This window comes from Arthrobacter sp. 9AX (assembly GCF_902506095.1).
Classification (GTDB): Bacteria; Actinomycetota; Actinomycetes; order Actinomycetales; family Micrococcaceae; genus Arthrobacter.
Genome location: NZ_LR733293.1, coordinates 4149558 through 4168485, shown reverse-complemented (window position 1 = coordinate 4168485; position 18928 = coordinate 4149558). Strand labels below are relative to the sequence as shown.

18 protein-coding genes are annotated in these 18928 nt (G+C 63.1%); 9 read left to right on the top strand and 9 right to left on the bottom strand.

Going from position 1 to position 18928, the window contains the following annotated elements:
* The first annotated feature begins 17 nt into the window (after positions 1 to 17).
* Complete coding sequence (locus BACI348_RS19330; protein ID WP_236557730.1) at positions 18 to 1427, top strand: DUF5129 domain-containing protein; 1410 nt, start codon at positions 18 to 20, stop codon at positions 1425 to 1427.
* 201 nt (positions 1428 to 1628) lie between these two features.
* Here BACI348_RS19330 and BACI348_RS19325 read toward each other — a convergent pair whose 3' ends face one another.
* From BACI348_RS19325 to BACI348_RS19310, 4 genes are read right to left on the bottom strand one after another with little or no spacing between them, the layout of a single operon-like run.
* Positions 1629 to 2795: an ABC transporter permease gene (locus BACI348_RS19325; protein ID WP_159829301.1), complete on the bottom strand. Its 1167-nt coding sequence runs from the start codon at positions 2793 to 2795 to the stop codon at positions 1629 to 1631.
* Entirely contained in the window at positions 2792 to 3964 is a 1173-nt protein-coding gene (locus BACI348_RS19320) for an ABC transporter permease (RefSeq protein WP_236557647.1), read from the bottom strand. Before BACI348_RS19320 ends, BACI348_RS19325 begins: the two co-directional genes overlap by 4 nt.
* Before the next feature lies 1 nt (position 3965).
* Positions 3966 to 4928, bottom strand: a complete 963-nt coding sequence (locus tag BACI348_RS19315; RefSeq protein ID WP_159829299.1) for an ABC transporter ATP-binding protein — start codon at positions 4926 to 4928, stop codon at positions 3966 to 3968.
* On the bottom strand, positions 4925 to 5215 hold the full coding sequence (locus BACI348_RS19310) for a YegP family protein (RefSeq protein ID WP_159829297.1): 291 nt from the start codon (positions 5213 to 5215) through the stop codon (positions 4925 to 4927). The genes BACI348_RS19315 and BACI348_RS19310 overlap by 4 nt, the downstream gene beginning before the upstream one ends.
* A 254-nt stretch (positions 5216 to 5469) precedes the next feature.
* Here BACI348_RS19310 and BACI348_RS19305 point away from each other — a divergent pair, with 254 nt between their 5' ends.
* Together BACI348_RS19305 and BACI348_RS19300 are read left to right on the top strand one after the other, a co-directional pair.
* On the top strand, positions 5470 to 5982 hold the full coding sequence (locus tag BACI348_RS19305) for a DUF1003 domain-containing protein (protein ID WP_159829295.1): 513 nt from the start codon (positions 5470 to 5472) through the stop codon (positions 5980 to 5982).
* A 199-nt stretch (positions 5983 to 6181) separates the two neighbouring features.
* Positions 6182 to 6988, top strand: a complete 807-nt coding sequence (locus tag BACI348_RS19300) for a hypothetical protein (protein WP_159829293.1) — start codon at positions 6182 to 6184, stop codon at positions 6986 to 6988.
* Here BACI348_RS19300 and BACI348_RS19295 read toward each other — a convergent pair.
* On the bottom strand, positions 6891 to 7673 hold the full coding sequence (locus tag BACI348_RS19295; RefSeq protein ID WP_159829291.1) for a DUF4386 family protein: 783 nt from the start codon (positions 7671 to 7673) through the stop codon (positions 6891 to 6893). The two genes, BACI348_RS19300 and BACI348_RS19295, sit on opposite strands and share 98 nt — an antisense overlap.
* Positions 7674 to 8151: 478 nt before the next feature.
* Between BACI348_RS19295 and BACI348_RS19290 the strand changes: the two genes are divergently transcribed.
* Entirely contained in the window at positions 8152 to 8724 is a 573-nt protein-coding gene (locus BACI348_RS19290; RefSeq protein ID WP_159829290.1) for a flavodoxin domain-containing protein, read from the top strand.
* A gap of 42 nt (positions 8725 to 8766) precedes the next feature.
* Here the strand turns inward: BACI348_RS19290 and BACI348_RS19285 are convergent, their stop codons facing one another.
* The 4 genes from BACI348_RS19285 to BACI348_RS19275 form a co-directional block, all read right to left on the bottom strand.
* Complete coding sequence (locus BACI348_RS19285) at positions 8767 to 9240, bottom strand: GyrI-like domain-containing protein (protein WP_159829288.1); 474 nt, start codon at positions 9238 to 9240, stop codon at positions 8767 to 8769.
* Positions 9241 to 9312: 72 nt separating this feature from the next.
* On the bottom strand, positions 9313 to 9399 hold the full coding sequence (locus tag BACI348_RS20955) for a hypothetical protein (protein WP_268892384.1): 87 nt from the start codon (positions 9397 to 9399) through the stop codon (positions 9313 to 9315).
* Positions 9400 to 9697: 298 nt separating this feature from the next.
* Positions 9698 to 10168: a pyridoxamine 5'-phosphate oxidase family protein gene (locus BACI348_RS19280; RefSeq protein WP_159829286.1), complete on the bottom strand. Its 471-nt coding sequence runs from the start codon at positions 10166 to 10168 to the stop codon at positions 9698 to 9700.
* A gap of 66 nt (positions 10169 to 10234) precedes the next feature.
* The gene (locus BACI348_RS19275) at positions 10235 to 10699 is read right to left on the bottom strand and encodes a flavodoxin family protein (RefSeq protein WP_159829284.1); all 465 of its coding nucleotides are present in this window, start codon (positions 10697 to 10699) and stop codon (positions 10235 to 10237) included.
* A gap of 164 nt (positions 10700 to 10863) precedes the next feature.
* Between BACI348_RS19275 and BACI348_RS19270 the strand changes: the two genes are divergently transcribed.
* From BACI348_RS19270 to ppsA, 5 genes are all read left to right on the top strand, one after another.
* Positions 10864 to 11319, top strand: a complete 456-nt coding sequence (locus BACI348_RS19270; RefSeq protein ID WP_159829282.1) for a pyridoxamine 5'-phosphate oxidase family protein — start codon at positions 10864 to 10866, stop codon at positions 11317 to 11319.
* 65 nt (positions 11320 to 11384) lie between these two features.
* The gene (locus BACI348_RS19265; protein ID WP_236557646.1) at positions 11385 to 13331 is read left to right on the top strand and encodes a heavy metal translocating P-type ATPase; all 1947 of its coding nucleotides are present in this window, start codon (positions 11385 to 11387) and stop codon (positions 13329 to 13331) included.
* A gap of 46 nt (positions 13332 to 13377) precedes the next feature.
* A complete protein-coding gene (locus BACI348_RS19260; protein ID WP_159829278.1) occupies positions 13378 to 13839 on the top strand; it encodes a universal stress protein in 462 nt (153 codons plus the stop codon).
* Positions 13839 to 16394 (top strand): cation-translocating P-type ATPase, encoded by a 2556-nt coding sequence (locus BACI348_RS19255; RefSeq protein WP_159829276.1) that lies wholly within the window; start codon positions 13839 to 13841, stop codon positions 16392 to 16394. The genes BACI348_RS19260 and BACI348_RS19255 overlap by 1 nt, the downstream gene beginning before the upstream one ends.
* Positions 16395 to 16474: 80 nt before the next feature.
* Positions 16475 to 18889, top strand: a complete 2415-nt coding sequence (gene ppsA, locus BACI348_RS19250; RefSeq protein WP_159829274.1) for a phosphoenolpyruvate synthase — start codon at positions 16475 to 16477, stop codon at positions 18887 to 18889.
* Positions 18890 to 18928: the final 39 nt, after the last annotated feature.

The following is an 18928-nucleotide window of genomic DNA, read 5'->3' as shown; positions in this document are numbered from 1 at the left end:
TGCTGGCCCTGGTTGGGATGCTGCTCGGCGGCGCAGCCACCGCCTTTGCAGTTCTGCCTGTGTCCATCGAGGTTCAGGACACCGCAGGGGTGTTGGACCAAAACACTTTGGTCCGGGCGATTGAGGACATTGAATTCTACGAACCCACCCGGGTTGTTGTGTATACCTACAACGGCAGGACCGGGGACAACCTCAATGAAGAGGTTCTGAGGTTTGCCCGAAGCGAGCACCCGGGGTGGATCAGCACAGACGGGCAGAAGTGGACAGATGGTATCTTCATCTTTGCCCTTGATCCGGTGGGACGCCACGTCGGCACCTACATGGGCGAAGACCGCAAAGTGTCCCTCGAACAGCGGAATGACATCCAGGACGCGGCAAAGGAACTCCTCCAGGATGCGCAGTGGACGGATGGAACCATCGCGGGTGTCCGGCGTGCCGCCGAGCTGATCAACCAGCCCTGGTACCGTTCTGCTGCTTTCCTGATCACTGCCTGGGTGGCAGCGGGAACAGCAGCCTTGGGTGCGGGAGCATGGATCATTGTGCGTGCTCTCACCAGGTCTGCCAGCCGGAAAGAAGTTAAGCGCGGGGACCAGAGTTATGCCAACGTCAGCATGGACCTTGAAGTGACGGAGCTCAACGCCGGCACGATTCCTGAATCATCGAGGTATGGAAGCCACGTGCTGGAGAAGCACCACACCTTCCTGAAGCGCTATAAAGCAGCCAGCGAGCTCTCAAACAAGGTGCACGCGTTGTCAGGACGCCAGCTGAGCCGCCGCAAGAACCTTAAAATCGCCCGGGACTACGCGGACGCCGCTGCCGAACTCGACGCACTCGACGATGTCATAGCGGACACAAACGCCCTGCTAAACCGCGCCAACACCTGGCCTACAGCGTGGGACCGTCAGCTGGCACCCTTCCGCAGCGATCTTGCCGGACTGGAACAGCTCCTCACCAAGCGCCATGCCCAGGGGGACTCAACAACCGCGGCGGCACTTAGGTCCTTCCGGGACCAAAGCCTAAGGGAAATCGAGCGGTGGACCGCGGAGCTGGCCGAAGGCAGAATCACTCCGGAGAAGGCGCTGGACCGCCTTTACGACGCCCGGTCCCACCTCGCCGTGCTCCTGGAAAACCACGCTGAGACCGTCATTGAAGGCTATGCAAAGAACGAACGGGAAGCACAACTGATGCGTAAGGAGATGGAAGCGGCCCAGGATGCCCCCAACCACAAGCGCCGCCGTACTTACGAGCCAAGCATTCTGGGCACCGTATACCCGTCCTATAACTTTTTCTCGGTCGCGACCTTCAACTCCGGGCTCAACACGGGGGTGAGCAGCGTCAGCTCGGCCCGGGGCGGTGGCGGCAGTACCACCGGCTACGGCAGCAGTGGCGGCAGCTTTTCCGGTTCGGGCAGTTCGTCCAGTTTTTAGGGCATGTAAGTAACGCGTCGGCTTTGTGGTGCCCTATGACCGTCTCCGGCCCGAACTCAGCCCGAGGCAAGGAAAGTGGCGGGGCGCTTGCCGGGACATCGGGGGGCAACGATGAAATCGACGCAACCATCATCACCGGCGTCATCCTGATGACGGGTCGGCGTGCTGTTGCTTGTGGACCGGCTTGATTCCCCGGTTGTCTCACAAGGCCCGGCTGAGGCTGCGCTGAAGCAGGAATGATCCAAGCGCCAACAGGGCAAGTGCCATGGCGGCGAGGACGCCCAGCTGCGGAAGGATGTCGGCCAGTGTGCCGTTGTGCCGTTGGATATCGGCAAAGGCGTCGTACGCCCAGCGGTGCGGGGTAAAACGGGACACCGCCTGGAGCGTGTCGGAGAAGAATTCCGGCGGCACCATGGACCCACCCAGGCCAGCCAGCACCAAGCCCAGACCTACCCCCACACCCGACGCGGCGCCGTCGTTATCCATCACCGCACCAATTACCATTGCTGCCGCGGCGCAGACTGCGCAGAAGAGCACCAGGACCAGCCCGGCCAACAGGGGGTCTCCCCAGTCCACCCCGAACAGCACGGCAGTTCCGATCATGATGTAACCGCCTTGGACGGCGGCGATACCGAACCGTCCCAGCGCCTGCCCGGCCAGCGCCTGCCAGCTTGAAACCGGTGCAGCCATAACGCGTGCAATGACACCGAGCCGGCGGGCCTTGATCAGGGTGGCTGCACCTGTGAGGGAGCTCAGAAAGACGAACAGCAGGAGCTGCTGTGCGGCACCAAGGTCAAACCGGCCCAGTCCCTGGAACGCCTGCGTCACATCGTTGGTGTCCACCACCTCCACGCGCGGCGGTTCCACAGAATTCCTCGACTGCTCCAGCGCTGCCACCGCCTCCGGTACGCCCACACCGGCGGATTCAAGGACGGACTGTTGCCGCCGTTCGGTGCTGACCACCTGGACGGAGGCGCGCACCTGCTGAAGCACGGCCTGGGCGGCTGACTGCGAGGCCGCTACCACGTCCAGGGCGGCCGGCTGGCCACCGGCGTATGCCGTGGCGTCGTCGTCGTGAATGAAGATCCCGACGTCGGTCCTGCCCCGGCTCAGCTGGTCGCGCACGGCCTCGGCTCCGGCTTTGGAGACCTGGATGCCGTCCTCTTCCAGTTGGCCTGCGAGGGCCTTCTCGAGTTCTGTGCCGGTGCCACCGGAGAGGGCTACGCGTGCCTGACCGCTGTTCGCACCGAACTGGGAGCCGAGCAGCAGGATCAGGAGGAGGGGGAAAATGAAGACGAAAAAGATGTTGGACCTGTCCCGCAGGAAGCGGCGCACTTCCACCCTGGCGATTCCAAGTATGCTTCTCATGGCCGGGCGCCCCTGTCCGGAACCAGGCGCGATGCCAGCGTTGCGACTGCGGCGAAACCCAGCATGATGGCGAGGGGGATTGCGACGTCGGGCAATCCGCCGCCGCCTGCCGTAATGCCCAACCCTCGAATGAAGGCGGCAACGGGGTTGAGATCCATCAGGGTGGCGAGGAACCCCGAGGCCTCGATGGGAAAGAACGCGCCGCCGGCAATGCCAAGCACCATGCCCAGTATGGACTGGGCGATGTTCGCCTGTTCCGCGCTGTGGACCAGGCGTGCGACGATGAACGTCAGGCTTGTAGCCGCCGCTGCTACTGCCAGGACCAGGAGTCCGACGACCGCGGGGGAGCCAAAGGAGACGCCGAACAGCAGGCTGCCGGCGGTCAGCAGGATTGTCGTGGCAACGACGCCGAGGATGAATCCAACAAGGGCCTTGGCTGTAATGATGGTCCCGGGGGCCACTGGTGTTGACTGCAGCCTGGCCAGCGTGCCCTCCTCCCGTTCAGCCAGCAGCCCCAGGACGCCGAAACCGACGGTGAAGAGCAGGAAGAGCCCGGCCTGGCCCGCCACGAGAGTCCCTTTAAGCGAGAGTTGTTCCGCGGAGGACTGGCCCTCGGTCAGCGTCAGGGCAGGGTTTCCAGCTGCAGCCTGCTGGGCAAGACCACCGAGGACCTCGTGGGGGAGCCCGGCCATCTCGCCTGCCCCTGCAGTAACGGTCCCCGCCACGAACTGCTCCAGGAGGCCGTCTACGACGGAAATCAGGACGTTTGTTTCCACGCCTGCAGAATCCCCTTCAACGACCTGGACGGAAACGGCACGTCCTGACACCACGCCCGCCGTGAAATCCGCGGGCAGGATGATGCCCAGGTCCGCTCGGGTGTCCCTGGTCTCCCGGCCGACGTCGGCTGCAGGCACCTTTCGCACGGTGACATCCATGATGGGCAGCGAGTCCACGGCATCCAGCAGCGCGGTACCAAGCTGTCCGCTGTCTTCCGAACTTGCGACAACGATGGCGGGCTTCAATTCGACGCTCCCGCTGTCGAAGCCCCCGAAGGATAGGTTCAGGACGCCCATGAGTGCCAGCGGGACAACGAGCGAGAAGATCAACACACTCTTGTCCCGGATCCGCTGCCTGAGGTCGTTGCCGATCATCGCCCAGAGCCCGCGCATTTCAGTCCCTGAGGGCTTTGCCGGTCAAGTGCAGGAAGACTGATTCAAGGTCGGGCCGGACGATCTCCACGGACGTCAGCGTCATCCCCATTCTGCCGGCTTCGGCCACGATCGGGGCCAGCAGGCCCGGCCCGTTGAGTACGGTCAGCGTCAAACCCGACCCGCCGCCGTCGACGTGCTGCACGCCTGGGAGCTGCCGCAGCGCGGTTGCAGTAGCAGTGGTGTTTCCGCTGCCGCGCAGCTCGATGCGGTCCACCCCTCCGGTCAGCTCAACCAACTGGTTCCTTGTGCCTTCTGCCTGGATCCTGCCTTCGTCAATGATGGCGATCCGGTCGCACAACCGCTCGGCCTCTTCCATGTAGTGCGTGGTGTAAAGGACTGCCATTCCTTCCGTGGCGAGTCCTTCCACGGATTCCAGGATGGAGTTCCGGGACTGGGGGTCAACCCCTACCGTAGGTTCGTCCAGGATCAGCAGGGTTGGCCGGTGCAGAAGCCCGATGCCGATGTTCAGCCTGCGCTTCATTCCGCCCGAGAATTTTTTGGTCTGCTCCCGCGCCCGGTCACCGAGGCCGAGGAGGTCAAGCACCTCCCCTGTGCGCTTCTTCAAGTCCTGGCCGCTGAGGCCCTGGAGCCGTCCGAAGAACAGGAGGTTCTCCCTCGCTGACAGGCAGGGGTAAATGGCCAGTTCCTGGGGGACCAGCCCGATATGTGCCTTGGCCTTGGTGGTCGTCGGGGTCATGGCGAAGCCAGCCAGTTCGATGGATCCCTGGTCCGCCGGTATCAGCCCCGCCACCATAGAGATGATGGTGGTTTTGCCCGCCCCGTTGGGACCCAGCAGCCCGTAGGTTTCGCCCGCCTCGATGTGGAAAGAGACGCCGTCCACGACCGTGTGTTCTCCAAAGCGCTTGATCAAGCCCTCGACACCCAGAACCCGCGCCTTTCGGGTCTGAATCTCCGTGGTCACAGGGCTGCCGGTTTTCTAGACCGCACCAAGGGAACCAGCCGTGCGGGAAACGGATGGCCGGAACTGGGTGCACAACCGTGGGGCCAGGCACGGGCAAGGCCGGCAGCAGGAGCAAGATCGCGGATCAAACCTGTGCCAGCGCATTCGCGCACGTCCTCGATGGCCTTGGCGGCCTGATGCTTGTCGGCGTATGGTCCGGACACCGCCAGCACCCTTCCATCGACCGCTGTCAGCCTGAACCTGATCTGCGCATCCTCATCAACAAACAGTTCGAACATTCCAGCCATATGTCATGGTCTCCTTCAAGCCTCTTGCCCCCGGACGTGCAGCACGTGGTCCCACCAGTTCCCGGTCGGTGCAATTGCCTCGACACAACGCCTGACCATGGTGCATTCTTCGTAGCTCCCCTCTACCCTGCCAGAGGGCAGGGCCAGTCATTAGGGGCCAAAGTCCCGCAATGGTTACTCCCCGGATAAGCTGGCGGCGCCCTTGGTTTTATGCAGTTGGGGAGCCGGGTTCCAGGTGCCAATACCCTAGGCACATGAGCGAGCGAAGAAGTACTTGGCATGCGCGGCACAAGGAGGGCTTAAACCGGGGTGAGCGGGCGGCAGACGTCCTCCGCAACGGGATGGGCAGCTGGACCTTTGTGGGCCTTTTTATCGCGTTCATGGCGGGATGGGCCATGGTCAATTCGTTTGTCCTGGCATCGGAGGCCGCTTGGGACCCGTATCCCTACATCCTCCTCAACCTTTTTCTCTCGATGCTGGCCGGACTTCAGGGCGCCATCCTCTTGATTGCCGCCAAGCGCCAGGACGCGATTGCGGCGGCCATGGCACGGCACGACTACGAGACGGATGTGCAGTCAAAATTGGAAATTGACCGGCTGATGGCCATCAACAGCCAGCAGCTTGAGCTGCTGGAGGAGTTGCGGAGCATGCTCTCGCAGCCAGCTGCAGTTGAGCCCGGCGGGCTGCCTCCTGACACGCGTTTGCAGGGGGATGCCATCGGCAGGGACCACAGCGGAAACGCGGAGCAGCCGGGAGCCAGCGGGTAGCGGCAAACCCGGCAGCGGGCCTTCCGGGAATTTTCAGAGCCTTTTGGCTCTATCCGGTGCTGAATGCCCCTGCCTATCCTCGCTGCTGGAGGTGCTATCAATGAATGACACTGTCGGTTTAGCTACAGGGAAAGCCCGGAGACGGCAGCAGATAATGAGACAGGCGCTGGCGCTTGTTCTGGTTTTCTTGGGATTGGGCATGGCCGCTGCATCGCTGGTGGGGCCGTTGGGCTTCGGCTTCATGCAGTACCGGACCTCGGATACGACAATCAACCAATTGCTGGGCAGTGACGCCGCAGCGCTCTTCGTCGTTTTCCCGGCCACGATCCTGGCCGCAGCGCTCGTCTTCCGCGACCAGCCTGCCGGGCGGCTTCTTGGCAGCGGCATTGGCGTCTATGCCATCTACACCTATGCGCAGGTGGTTATCGGGCAGGAGTATCTTCGGCTTCCGGGGAATGTGGAGTATTGGTTCCCGCTGCTGTTGGCCGTCTTTGTCCTTGCCGAGGCCGCGGTTGTTCTATCGCTTCTTGCAGTCCCCCGGGAGCTGCCTTCCCCTCCTGGCGCAGTCCGAACAACAGCCGGCGTTTCGCTGCTGCTGGTGGCGGCGTTTCTGGTGGTGGGCCAGCATCTGCGGTCCCTGCTCACGGCGTGGGCCAACCCCGCTGCATTGACCGAGTATTCGTCCAGCCCCACTCCCTTTTGGATGGTGAAGTTGATGGACCTTGGAATCATTGTGCCCGTGGCCGTGGCATCAGGTGTTGGCTTGCTCCTGGGTGCGAAGTGGGCCTTGAAGATTATGTATCCGCTGCTGACCGGCTACGCGTTCCTGGCCGCATCGGTGGCGTCCATGGCCGTGGTCATGTTCGTCAAGGAAGACCCGGATGCGTCGCTTACGCTGATGGCTGCGTTCATGGCCTTCGCCCTGCTGTTTGTGGGGCTTGCCCTGATGATTTACCGCCCGTTCTTTGCGCGGACAGCCGGATCAGGGCAATACCGACTGCAATAAACCAAGCCCAGAGCAGGATGCCGTAGCCCCAATAAAACTCAGGGACGGCATGGCGGAGGATTTCGCTTGCCACGCCCAGGGCCCCTGTTGCGACCCCCACCCAGGCAACCCACCGGGGGAAGAGGGTCTTGGGCCCCTTGCTCATCGCAATTGCCATCAGCAGAATTCCGAACGCTGAAAAGGTTCCTACGATCGCGGGGGTGTTGTTCTCGGCGATCATTGCCTCGGCGGCGGTGGCATATATTCTGCGTCCCTCTTCAGTGGCCGCCTCCATGTAGCGGTCACTGAGATAGACAAGATTAAGCGATCCGCGGCTGCTGACGGGGACGGCCAGGATAAGCGCCCACGGCAGGGCACCAAAAATGAGGGCAATCAGCGCGAGGCTTCTTTGCGTGGGGGCAAGGGCGACAAAGAGGGCGGCAAAGACCAACACCGGAAGGATGTTGGGCAGGATCCACAGAATTTGCTCCGCAATGTAGTTCACCTTGTTGGCGGCAATAAAGTTCAGGGTTTCCGCCCCTCCGTGCACCGGCGGAGGCGCGAGGAAGTCAAGTATCAGTGCGGCGATCAGCAGGAGCACGAAAAAGATTGAAGCAAACCCTGCCCACCGGAAAAGTGGCTTCCACGGATGAAGGCTGGCCAAAGAGTCTGACTGGTGTGGCGCAAACGGTTCAACTTCAGGCATGAACGAAGTGTCCTGCACCCAGTGCCGGGTCGGTAGTGCCGTTGGACCCCGTTTTCGGGCCGCACAGCGTCCTCCCTACCTGGGGAAGAGATGACCTAAGTCTCTAGTTTGGCCTGACGTCCGTTTTCTAGGGTGTTTCCATGGAAGAAACACTGCAAATTGAGCTCGAGGATGCTGCGTCCATCTCCTGGTGGGCCCGCATCCTCCTCACACTCGGCTCCCAATACGGACGGACGCAGCTGAGGTTTGTTGGGAAGACGGATAGCAATCCACGGCTCTATGTCAGCGACACTTTTCCGGGGCCATCTTTGGGAGCCACCCCTCCCGAAGAACAATGGGCCCCGGGGATGGAGGCAAGCCTCGCCGAGCTCCGCCAGCAGATAGCCCGGGACGGGTGGTCGCAAACCAGCAGCGGCCGGAAACCTTGGGACCTGACTTTCACGCGCCATGACGGTGCTCAAGCAGAGGCAGTCTAAACATGGAAAACAGTAAAGCAACACACGCTTTGGTCGTCTATGAGTCGATCTACGGCAACACCCATGAGGTAGCGAATGCTGTCGCGGAGGGGCTTCGGGAATCTGTTGATGCAGTGGTTGTCCGCGCGGCGGATGTCCAGCGGGAGAATCTGGCCGGCATTGCACTGATTGTGGCCGGGGGACCCACTCACGGCCACGGATTAAGCCGTCCGCAACTACGCGAGGCCGGAGTGAAGGGAGCGGTTTCCGCCGGTGAGGAGGTCGACCCCGGCGCCGAGGGACCCTGGTTGCGTGAGTGGCTGACCTCGCTGGACCCCCGAACCGCATGGGCCACTTCTTTCGACACCCGCTATGACGCCCCCGAACTCCTCACAGGCCATGCCTCCAAGGGAATCATGCGGAAACTCGAACAAAAGGGCCTGCGCAGGCTCGCCGAGCCGGAGAGCTTCCCCGTGACCGGCCAGAACCAGCTCCTGCCCGGGGAATTGGAGCGCGCGCGTGTGTGGGGCCGGACCCTGGGACACAAGCTGCAGCAAGCCGCCCCCAGTTCAGTACGCCCCTCCTATGGCAGTTAGTACACAGGTACTTTCGGGGGCGGGGGTGTCTGTGATGGTCAGTCACGCACGCGGCCAGATGACCCGTGTTTGCCACTTCGCGGGGTCGGGTTCCGACTCCGGGTCACTCAGATAAAACTCCCACATCACGTCGGCCGGCGTCATCCCGTCCGCTGCCATCTGCTGCTGGATTGCCCCGTACGTCTGTTGCAGCGTGTCGTACGGCCCGAAATGGATAGCTTCCAGGGCATCGGTTTCGGGTAATGTCCGCAGGTCCACTCCTTCCACGCCGACAAAATTACCGGTGATCGGGAATCCAGCTTCCACGTCAACAGTGTCGGTGGGCGTGCCCCGGTAGAGCGCGAAAGGGGGTCCTGCAGGGTTCACACCCTGTTTTTGAGCTGCAGCCATGACGGTTCCGAAAGCTCGGGCGAAGAAATCCGTGAGTGAATCCATGGGGACGCGTTCGCGAACCACGGCGACGGACTGCTGAGTGAGGTGGACTTTCCTGGGGTGCTGGGCAACGTCGTCAGTCATGGCCTAAGCGTGCACCGACGGCGCAGCGTGTCATAGGGTCGTAGGACTCTAAACCCTGTTGCCCCGGCGTCTTTAGCCGGCAGCCTCATAGGCCCGTCGGATCCAGTCCGCCACCTCACCGTCCAGTTGGCTGCTGTCCAGAACCTCAAGATGGTGCATCCACAACCCGGGGGAGGGTGCGCGATCTCCTTGAAAAGTGGCGACGCCTCTTCACAGGGCAGCGCCAGCGACAAAACGACAGGAACCGCCGACCTTACATAGGCGCCAGGGCGCCAGACGTATGCAAAGCCGCGCCGGCGGCGGAAAGAAACCTGGCTCTTCGTAACGCGGACTTCCACCGGGCCCAGTCCGGACACCACATGTTCTGCCGCGCGATAGATGTCGTAGGCGGCGGGAGAGCCTTCAAAAAAGTGCGCGACAGTCCACGTGTCGGCACCGTCAGCTGAGCCGGCCGTGGCTATTCGAGCCCGGCGCGGGTGGCCTCATCCAGAGGGGTCCGCCACGTACCGGCAGTCGACAGGGTGAATCTCCTGCCCGTCACCGACTGTGGCACGATCCGGATGAGATGGTCCTGGCCCACACCCTGCCAGGGGAAGAGCCCGCGGCGGGTCTCGTTCAGTGCCGGCCCGGCGGCGTCATCCTGGACCGCTTTGCCTTTGACCACAACGCTCCACGCCAGGCCAAATTCGGCGCTTACACTGTCAGCTTCCAGGGCAACCAGCGAGTTGGCTTCCATGGCCTGCAGCTTCTTCCCCTCGCCGGTGCGGAAGAGGAGGTCTTCGCCGTCAAGCTTGAAGCTCACCGGAAATACATCGGGCTGGCCGTCGACGACGACGGCTAAGCGTCCCACGCTGGTATGTTCTAGCAGTTTCCAGCATTCGCTTGAGTCGAGAACTTCTGCTTCTGGCACCATATTCTTGTCGGTCATGCCCAGATCCTATGGTGGGTGCTGCTTCCGTAAAAGGGCCCAAAGACCTTGGACCCGTCTGTGGGATCACACTGTTCCGGGACTGCCCCGGTCCTTCAGCGAAGCGATCAGATCCCCGGCCCAGCTTGCTGCGCGCTCCGTTTCGCCCCCGAGCAGGGGGCCTTCGCTTCCTTTAACATAGAAGGCCATGGGGCCGGTGACGATGCTGGCGCCCGCGGCCTTCAGAGTGCGGGTTATCTTCTTGGCTGCGTCCCCGTGGATGAACAGCTTGACGCGTGTATCGAAGGCAGCGGCCCTTACCCCGCTGAGTCCACGGGCTGCCAGTTCGACGAGCGCCTTCGTGATCTTGGGAGTAGGGCGCCAGCCATTGATGGGGCTGCCAATAACGAGGAGGTCTCCGGCCCGGATTTGTCTGGCATCGAAACGGTCCACGGGAACAGCGGTGGCTTTGCTTCCCAGCCGTGAGACCAGAGTATCTGCGATGGCTTTCGTGTTGCCGAAGGCCGAGTCGTACACAATGACAGTTTTCATGCTGAGTGCGTCCTTTCCTGGAAGTAGCATGGCTGGACTCTTCGAGCATGGGGTCTGCTGGCCTTCGCCGGGCAGGGCCGAAAGTCATGCAGGTGCCGGTTCGGGTCCCGCCCCGGGCCTAAATGCCCTAGTGCGGCCCCTTCCGCCGCAGTACGTTCAGCTGTATGGGCAACGATTCCCAGGACGGGGAAGCAATACCAGCTGTAGAGGTCTTGAGTTCCAGCGAATGCTGGGACCTCCTGCGCGGGGTTTCGGTGGGTCATCTCGCTGTGGTGGTGGATGATCATCCGGAGGTCTTTCCCGTGAACTACAAGGTTGATCAGGGAGCGGTGGTCTTTCGTACCGGAGAAGGAACCAAGCTTCGCGCAGTAACCGGGCCCTTCGCCGTCGCTTTTGAAGCTGATGGCACGGACCAGGAGCGGGGGACTTCATGGAGTGTCGAGGTGAAGGGCCAGGCTGCTGTCCTTGAGCCCTCCCCGGATCTTATGGCAGGCGTTGGCCTCACTCTTTTTCCCTGGCAGGCAGGACAAAAGGATCACTTCGTGAGGATCATTCCCACAGCGGTAACGGGCCGGCGTTTCAGGGTCACTTCGCCTTTGACCTGGTGGAGCCATGGATGATCCCACATGGGCGGGTTTTGCCTGAGGGAAGGCCGGCGGGGCCCGCCGGGCACAGCCCTGCAGCCATGGCCGACGTCGGCAGCGAAGACGTCCGAAAGCCGCCGTGGGGAAGGCTTACCGGCTTTATCCGGCTCTACCCACTGGTGGCGGTGACGTGCCTGGTGCTCCTTCTGACCGGCATTCTGCTGCAGTACGGCCTGGAACAGCCGGTCCGGCTCGGAGCGTCCGCCTATGCCTGCGTCGTCGCCGTCACCCGTGCGGTATCCATGTTCCGCTCCTTGGGGGAGGGCCGATGGGGAATAGACGTCCTGGCGCTGATGGCCATCGCCAGCACGGTCTGGGTGGGGGAGTACCTCGCCGCGCTGGTGGTGATCCTCATGCTCTCCGGCGGGGAAGCGCTGGAAACCTTCGCGCAGGGAAGGGCTGCACGCGAACTCCGGTCCCTGCTGGACCGGGCCCCCCGGTTCGCCCACCGGGAAGCCACAGGATCAGTGCTGGAAGACGTCAAAGTCGGCGACGTTGTCCCAGGTGACGTGCTGGTGGTGCGGCCCTCTGAGCTGATACCCGTCGACGGAACCCTCCTGTCAGATGAAGCCAGCCTTGATGAATCCTCCCTGACGGGGGAAAGCCTGCCTGTGGAGCGGGCACGGGGCGAACTGCTTCTCAGCGGCTCCGTCAACGGTGAGGCGGCAGTCAGGATGCGGGCCGCCGCCACCGCCGCGGATTCCCAGTACAGCCGCATCATCGCCCTGGTCGAGGAAGCTTCCTCCAGCCGGGCCCCGGTGGTCCGCCTCGCTGACCGCTACGCCATTCCCTTTACTGTGCTCGCGGTCGTCATGGCTGGGACCGCGTGGCTTCTCTCCCAGGATCCGGTGCGTTTCGCCCAGGTCCTGGTGGTGGCAACGCCCTGCCCGCTCCTGATCGCCGCGCCGGTGGCGTTCCTTGCCGGCACCAGCCAGGCTGCGCATAAGGGCATCATCATCAAGAACACCCGGACGCTCGAACAGCTGGCCAAGGCCAGGACGGCCGTTTTTGACAAGACCGGAACCTTGACCTCCGGACGGCCTGTCCTGGACGTAATCCAAGCGGCACCCAGCCAGGGACCAGGCACCGGTGAAGCCAGCGACGCCGAGCGGATCCTGCAGCTTGCTGCCTCCGCCGAACAGTACTCGTCGCATGTGCTGGCGGCCTCGGTCATCGAAGCCGCTGCCCTGCGCAACCTCGAGCTCCTTCCGGTAACACAGGCCACCGAACACGCTACGCAGGGGGTGGAGGCAGTCTGTGGCGGTGACAGGGTGGTGGTCGGCAAAGCAGGCCTGGTCCGGAAGTCATCCACAGGCTTCCGGGAGGCGGCCTTGCACACCGGCGAGCTTGCTGTCTATGTGGCTGTCAACGGCGTGTATGCCGGTGCCCTCATCATGAAAGACCCCCTGCGCGCCGAGGCCGGCGAGACACTGGCGCGGCTGCATCACCTCGGAGTCAAACACACCATGCTGCTCACCGGAGACGCAGCCGGGACCGCCGCCCACATCGCACAGCAGGCCGGGATCCGGTACGTGCAGGCCGATTGCCTGCCCGAAGACAAGGTCAAAGCGGTAGCGGCCGTGCGGGAGCGCCCAGTCGTGATGGTGGGTGACGGCATAAACGATGCCCCTGTCCTTGCCGCCGCGGACGTCGGGATCGCCATGGGGGCCAAAGGTGCCACCGCTGCCAGCGAATCAGCAGACGTTGTCGTGATGCTCGATGATTTATCCAGAGTTGCGCTGGCAGTCGAAATCGGCAAACGCACCATAGCAGTTGCCCTTGTGAGCATTTGGACGGGGATAGGACTGAGTGTGGGATTGATGGCGGTAGCCATGACGGGCTACATCCCTGCGGTCACGGGAGCCCTCCTGCAGGAACTCGTGGACTTGGCCACAATCATGAACGGACTAAGGGCACTCCACGGGTCCGGACATACCGCCCATGGAACCGCGGGCTACAAGGAAGTCAACGTACGGGCTGCCGCATGACTTTCGGCCCTTCCCGCTGCCTCCGGCAAAAGGGAGTGTGGTGGGTATGAACTCAGAAAAAGTCTCCAAACCCGTGATTGTGGGCGTCGACGGTTCGGAATTCTCCTCAACCGCCCTCCGTTACGCTGGCATGCTGGCCGCGCGGCTGGGCGCCCGGCTGGAAGTCATCACATGCATCGGGATGCCCGACTATCTGGTTGTGGCGCACCTTGAAGGCGGTGAGCACCCGTTGACTGCCCGGCTGGAGGACACGGCCGCCCGCCTGGTGGGGGACGCCTTGGCCAGGGCATTCCCCGGCAACCGCCCCGAAAAAATTGACGTCACCGTCAGGTTTGGTCCGGCAGGAAAGGTCCTCGTGGAGGAGAGCCGGCGGGCGCAGCTGCTGGTGGTGGGCAGGCACGGTGAGGGAGGGTTCCTGGGAACATCCATGGGCTCGGTCAGCAAGGCATGCGCCGCGCATTCTGCCTGCCCGGTGGTCCTGGTGGGCCAGGAGGCGGACGAAGTGTGATGAGCGTGGCCGGCCTGACCTCCCACCAGGCTGCGGAGCTCCTGAAACAGGCAGGTCCCAACCTCCTTCCGGAGGAGAAACCCCTACCGCAGTGGCGGAAACTCTGGGGGGAGCTGACCCACTTCTTCGCTCTGATGCTCTGGTGCGCCGCAGGCCTGGCCTTTCTCGCAGACATGCCGCAACTCGGCGTGGCGATTATCGTCGTCGTCATTGTCAATGGCGTCTTCGCCCACATCCAGCAGGAACGGGCCCAGCACGCTGCGGCTAAACTGCGTGGTTTGCTGCCCGCCGACGTCCGGGTGCGGCGGGAAGGACATTTCCTCACCGTTCACGCCAGTGAACTGGTGCCCGCGGACGTCGTCCTCCTGACGGCCGGGGACCGCGTCCCGGCCGATGTCAAGCTGATTTCGGCGGCTGCCTGCGCTGTGGACGAGTCGATGCTGACCGGTGAAAGTGATCCGGTGCCTAAAGCGACAGGTGATTCTGCATGGGGTGGCACGTTCCTGATCAACGGCGACGCTGAGGCTGAAGTGACTGCCACGGGCGCCCGGACCCGTCTGGCCGGGATCGCAGCCCTCACCACGGGAGCAGCTTCCCCACCCACACCGCTGTCTTCGGAGCTGCGCCGGATTGTCCGGGTCGTGGCATCCGTGGCCCTGGCCATTGCCGCCCTCTTTTTCCTGGTGTCACTCCTGGTGGGCATTCAGTGGCGTGATTCCTTCCTGTTCGCCATCGGTGTTGCCGTCGCGCTTGTCCCGGAAGGCTTGTTGCCCACTGTCACGCTGTCTCTGGCCATGGGAGCTCAGCGCATGGCGTCCCGCAACGCGCTTGTCCGCAACCTGGAGGCCGTGGAGACCCTGGGGTCCACTACCTTTATCTGCACCGACAAGACCGGGACCCTCACTCAGAACAGGATGAACGCCGTCGAGGTTTTCACCCCCGAAGGCTCTGTCCGGATATTGGGAGAGGGATACAGCCCTGAAGCGACGGTGCAGGGTGAAGCAGCAGTTAGTGCTGCAAAGGTCGCGCTGGCGGCCCGCGCCGCCTCGCAAGGCCGTGCTGAACTGCACCACGGGCAATGGCGGGCGTCGGGGGACCCCATGGAAGCGGCGATCGACGTGTTGGCGCGGCGCCTCACTGGTACGGAAAGCGCAGGAAAGCCCCCCTCTCGCCGCCTCGCCTTTGATCCCGTACGACGGCGGGAATCGGCAATCGTGGGAGATGAACTTTTCTGCAAGGGCGCCCCGGAAGCTGTTCTTCCCCTGTGCGAAAAGCTGCCGGGTCCTTTGAAGGGCCAGGTCCAGCTGATGGCGTCCCGGGGCCTGCGTGTCATTGCCGTGGCCCGAAGGCGGCTGGATGGTCCGGCGGACGCCTGGTCATCCCACCCTGCGGAGGACCTCGAATGCCGCCTGGAGTTGCTGGGTCTGATCGGGCTCCATGATCCGCCACGGCCTGACGCGGGCGACGTTATCCGGGATGCCCGCAGGGCGGGGCTGAAACTGGGCATGATCACCGGCGACCATCCGGCGACGGCGGCGGCAATAGCGCGTGAGATCGGGCTGATGGGCGTACCGGAGTGCGTGGTGGAGGGTGCTGACCTGCCGGAGGATGAGCAAATGCTTGGAGCCCTCCTGGACCGGGACGGAGTGGTGGTCAGCAGGGTATCCCCTGAGCAAAAGCTGCGGGTGGCCAAGGCGCTGCAAGCCCGGGGGCACGTTGTGGCCATGACAGGCGACGGCGTCAACGACGGCCCGGCCCTGCGTGAAGCGGACATTGGTGTGGCAATGGGGCTGAGCGGGACGGACGTTGCACGCGAAGCGGCCGATCTGGTCCTCCTTGACGATCATTTCGGAACCATTGTGGCTGCCATCGAGCAGGGCCGGGCCACCTATTCGAACATCCACCGCTTCCTGACGTACCACCTCACGGACAACGTGGCCGAGCTGACCCCCTTTGTTGTCTGGGCCCTTTCCGGCGGCCAGTTTCCGCTTGCCCTCGGCGTCCTTCAGATCCTTGCCCTGGACATTGGCACCGATTTACTTCCTGCCCTGGCCCTGGGTGCCGAGCAGCCGGGCAAACGGGTGCTGACCCGGCCGCCCGAACGGCGGCACCTGATGGACCGGCAGCTCATGGTGAGGGTCTTCTGTGTGCTTGGCCCCATTGAGGCGGCAATCGAAATGGCGGCCTTCTCGGCAGTTCTTTTCGGCGGGGGCTGGAGCCGCGGCGAGCCCGTGGGCCCGGAGCTTCTGATGGCGGCATCGGGGGCTGCTTTCGCAGCCGTGGTGTTGGGACAGTTGGCCAATGCCTTCGCGTGCCGAAGTGCCACGGTGCCGCCGTGGCGGCTCGGCTGGAGTACGAACAGGCTCCTGGTGTGGGCGGTGCTGGTTGAACTGGCCGTCCTTGCTGCGTGTTTGTATATTCCGCAGATCGCTGCACTTTTGGGCCAGGCTCCGCCTCCGGCATCCGGCCTGATCCTGGCCGGGCTCGCAGTGCCGGCTGTACTGGCCGCTGACTGGGCCTATAAGGGCATCCGAAGCCATTGGGGCCGGATGTAGCTGAGCTGTCGCTCGTGGCGTGTTCTGCTTAGGACCTAAGACTCTGCCCGGCACCTTCCGTCACGGCCCACAATCGAGGCATGACTGCTCCCGCGAGGTCCTTGACCAATGCCCACGTCAAGTGGATCGAAAACACCGGAATAGGCGACATAGCGTCTGTGGGGGGTAAAAACGCCTCCCTGGGGGAGCTCAGCCGGGCCCTGCGGTCAGCGGGGGTGAGAGTTCCGGAAGGGTTTGCCACTGCCGCTTCGGCCTATCGCGCATTCCTTGAATCCAATGCGCTGGAGGCCCGCATCAGGGCTTACATCGAAGAGTACCGTGCAGGGCGTGCAACCTTGCGGCAGACCGGTGCCGCCATCAGGGAGCTGTTTCTTGCTGCTGAATTTCCCGACAGCATCGGGGAGTCGATCCAGGAGCACTATCGTCTCCTTTCCAGCCGAGCCGGCCAGAACGAGGTGTCGGTTGCCGTCCGCAGCAGTGCCACCGCCGAGGACCTTCCGGACGCGAGTTTCGCGGGCCAGCAGGAAACATTCCTAAACGTTGCGGGGGAGCGTCCGGTTCTCGAAGCGTGCCTGCGCTGCTACGCCTCGCTGTTCACAGACCGAGCCATCAGTTACCGCGAAATGAAGGGTTACGACCACCTGGACGTCGCCTTGTCCGTCGGTATCCAACAGATGGTCCGTTCCGATCTGGGCGCCTCGGGCGTCATGTTCTCCATCGATACTGAATCCGGGTTTCCCCATGCTGTGGTCATCAGTGCCGCCTGGGGCCTTGGCGAAACAGTGGTCCAGGGAACCATCAACCCGGACAAGTACCAGGTCTTCAAGCCGCTGCTGGCCGACCAGCGCCTCACCCCAATCATTCAAAGGGAACGGGGCGCAAAGGAACGCAAGATGGTCTACAGCCAAGGGGGAAGCGCGCGGACCAGGACAGTGGAAACGAGCGAAAGGGAGCAGGGCTCCCTGGTGCTGAACGACCAGGAAGTTGTCCTGCTGGCACGCTGGGCCGTTGCCGTTGAAGAACATTACGGCCGGCCCATGGACATGGAATGGGCAAAGGACGGGATAACCGGCGAACTGTTCATGGTGCAGGCCAGGCCGGAAACGGTGCAGGCACAACGCAGCGGCTCGACGTTCCGCATCTATCATCTTCGCCAGCCGGGGCATGTACTGGCCGTGGGGGCTGCGATTGGGGATGCCATTGCCAGTGGACGGGCGTGCGTCATCAGGGATGCCAAGGACATCGAATCGTTCGTCGATGGTGCCGTGCTGGTGACCCGGATGACCGATCCGGACTGGGTTCCGGTCATGAAGAGGGCCGCCGGCATCGTCACCGATCACGGCGGGCCAACAAGCCACGCAGCCATCGTCAGCCGGGAGCTTGGCGTGCCCGCGGTGGTTGGGACCCGGAACGCAACGGAAGCCCTGCCCGATGGTGGTCCCATCACCATCTCCTGCGCAGAAGGCGAAGAAGGACGGGTCTACGAAGGCCTGCTCGATTTCAGCGTGGAGGACGTGGACATGACGGCGCTTGCCACCACACGCACAGATGTCATGGTCAATATCGGTAGTCCTGCCGCAGCATTCAAGTGGTGGAGGCTGCCGGCCGCGGGAGTGGGCCTGGCCCGGATGGAATTCATCATCAACAACCTCATCCGCATTCATCCCATGGCGCTGGTGCAGCCGGAAAGAGTGACAGACCCGGAGGAAGCAGCGCTCGTCCGGAAGCTCACCAGCGGCTATAGCGACCCGCAGGAGTACTTTATCGACGTGCTGGCCACCGGAATCGCCAAAATCGCCGCACCCTTCCACCCCAAGCCCGTGATAGTCCGGCTCAGCGATTTCAAGAGCAACGAATACAGCCACCTGATCGGCGGGGGTTCCTTTGAGCAACCGGAAGAAAACCCCATGCTGGGATTCCGCGGCGCCTCTCGTTACTACAGCGAGCACTACCGCGAAGGTTTTGCCCTGGAATGCAAAGCCCTCAAGCGGGTCCGGGAAGAAGTGGGTTTTTCCAACGTCATCGCCATGGTCCCCTTCTGCCGCACCGTCCGCGAAGCGGACCTGGTGATCAAAACGATGGCAGAGCACGGCCTTGCGCGGGGCACCGCCGGTCTGCAGATCTACATGATGTGCGAAATCCCCTCCAACGTGGTCCTGGCCGAGCAATTCGCGGAACGCTTCGATGGTTTTTCCATCGGCTCCAACGACCTCACACAACTGGTCCTGGGTGTGGACCGCGACTCCGAGCAGCTGGCCGGGCTGTTCGACGAAAGGGACCCCGCCGTGATCTCCATGATTGCCCAGGCCATCGACAAGGCCCACGAGGCGGGCATCAAAATCGGAATCTGCGGGCAGGGCCCCAGCAACCACCCGGACCTTGCCGAATTCCTGATCAGCCGGGGCATCGATTCCATCTCTTTGAACCCGGACACCTACCTGAAAACCCTGCCCATCATCGCCGCTGCCGAGCAGCGGCCGGGCAGACAGGCCTAACGGCACTGTCAGCGGTGAACCTCCTGCTGATAGCACTGT

Coding starts and splice junctions, on each gene's coding strand:
- BACI348_RS19270 (WP_159829282.1), top strand. CDS start 10,864: ATGGGCAACGATTCCCAGGACGGGGAAGCAATACCAGCTGTAGAGGTC.
- BACI348_RS19310 (WP_159829297.1), bottom strand. CDS start 5,215: ATGGCTGGAATGTTCGAACTGTTTGTTGATGAGGATGCGCAGATCAGG.
- BACI348_RS19295 (WP_159829291.1), bottom strand. CDS start 7,673: ATGCCTGAAGTTGAACCGTTTGCGCCACACCAGTCAGACTCTTTGGCC.
- BACI348_RS19275 (WP_159829284.1), bottom strand. CDS start 10,699: ATGAAAACTGTCATTGTGTACGACTCGGCCTTCGGCAACACGAAAGCC.
- BACI348_RS19260 (WP_159829278.1), top strand. CDS start 13,378: ATGAACTCAGAAAAAGTCTCCAAACCCGTGATTGTGGGCGTCGACGGT.
- BACI348_RS20955 (WP_268892384.1), bottom strand. CDS start 9,399: ATGCACCATCTTGAGGTTCTGGACAGCAGCCAACTGGACGGTGAGGTG.
- BACI348_RS19330 (WP_236557730.1), top strand. CDS start 18: ATGCTGCTCGGCGGCGCAGCCACCGCCTTTGCAGTTCTGCCTGTGTCC.
- BACI348_RS19285 (WP_159829288.1), bottom strand. CDS start 9,240: ATGACTGACGACGTTGCCCAGCACCCCAGGAAAGTCCACCTCACTCAG.
- ppsA (WP_159829274.1), top strand. CDS start 16,475: ATGACTGCTCCCGCGAGGTCCTTGACCAATGCCCACGTCAAGTGGATC.
- BACI348_RS19290 (WP_159829290.1), top strand. CDS start 8,152: ATGGAAAACAGTAAAGCAACACACGCTTTGGTCGTCTATGAGTCGATC.
- BACI348_RS19320 (WP_236557647.1), bottom strand. CDS start 3,964: ATGCGCGGGCTCTGGGCGATGATCGGCAACGACCTCAGGCAGCGGATC.
- BACI348_RS19265 (WP_236557646.1), top strand. CDS start 11,385: ATGGCCGACGTCGGCAGCGAAGACGTCCGAAAGCCGCCGTGGGGAAGG.
- BACI348_RS19255 (WP_159829276.1), top strand. CDS start 13,839: ATGAGCGTGGCCGGCCTGACCTCCCACCAGGCTGCGGAGCTCCTGAAA.
- BACI348_RS19280 (WP_159829286.1), bottom strand. CDS start 10,168: ATGACCGACAAGAATATGGTGCCAGAAGCAGAAGTTCTCGACTCAAGC.
- BACI348_RS19305 (WP_159829295.1), top strand. CDS start 5,470: ATGAGCGAGCGAAGAAGTACTTGGCATGCGCGGCACAAGGAGGGCTTA.
- BACI348_RS19325 (WP_159829301.1), bottom strand. CDS start 2,795: ATGAGAAGCATACTTGGAATCGCCAGGGTGGAAGTGCGCCGCTTCCTG.
- BACI348_RS19300 (WP_159829293.1), top strand. CDS start 6,182: ATGGCCGCTGCATCGCTGGTGGGGCCGTTGGGCTTCGGCTTCATGCAG.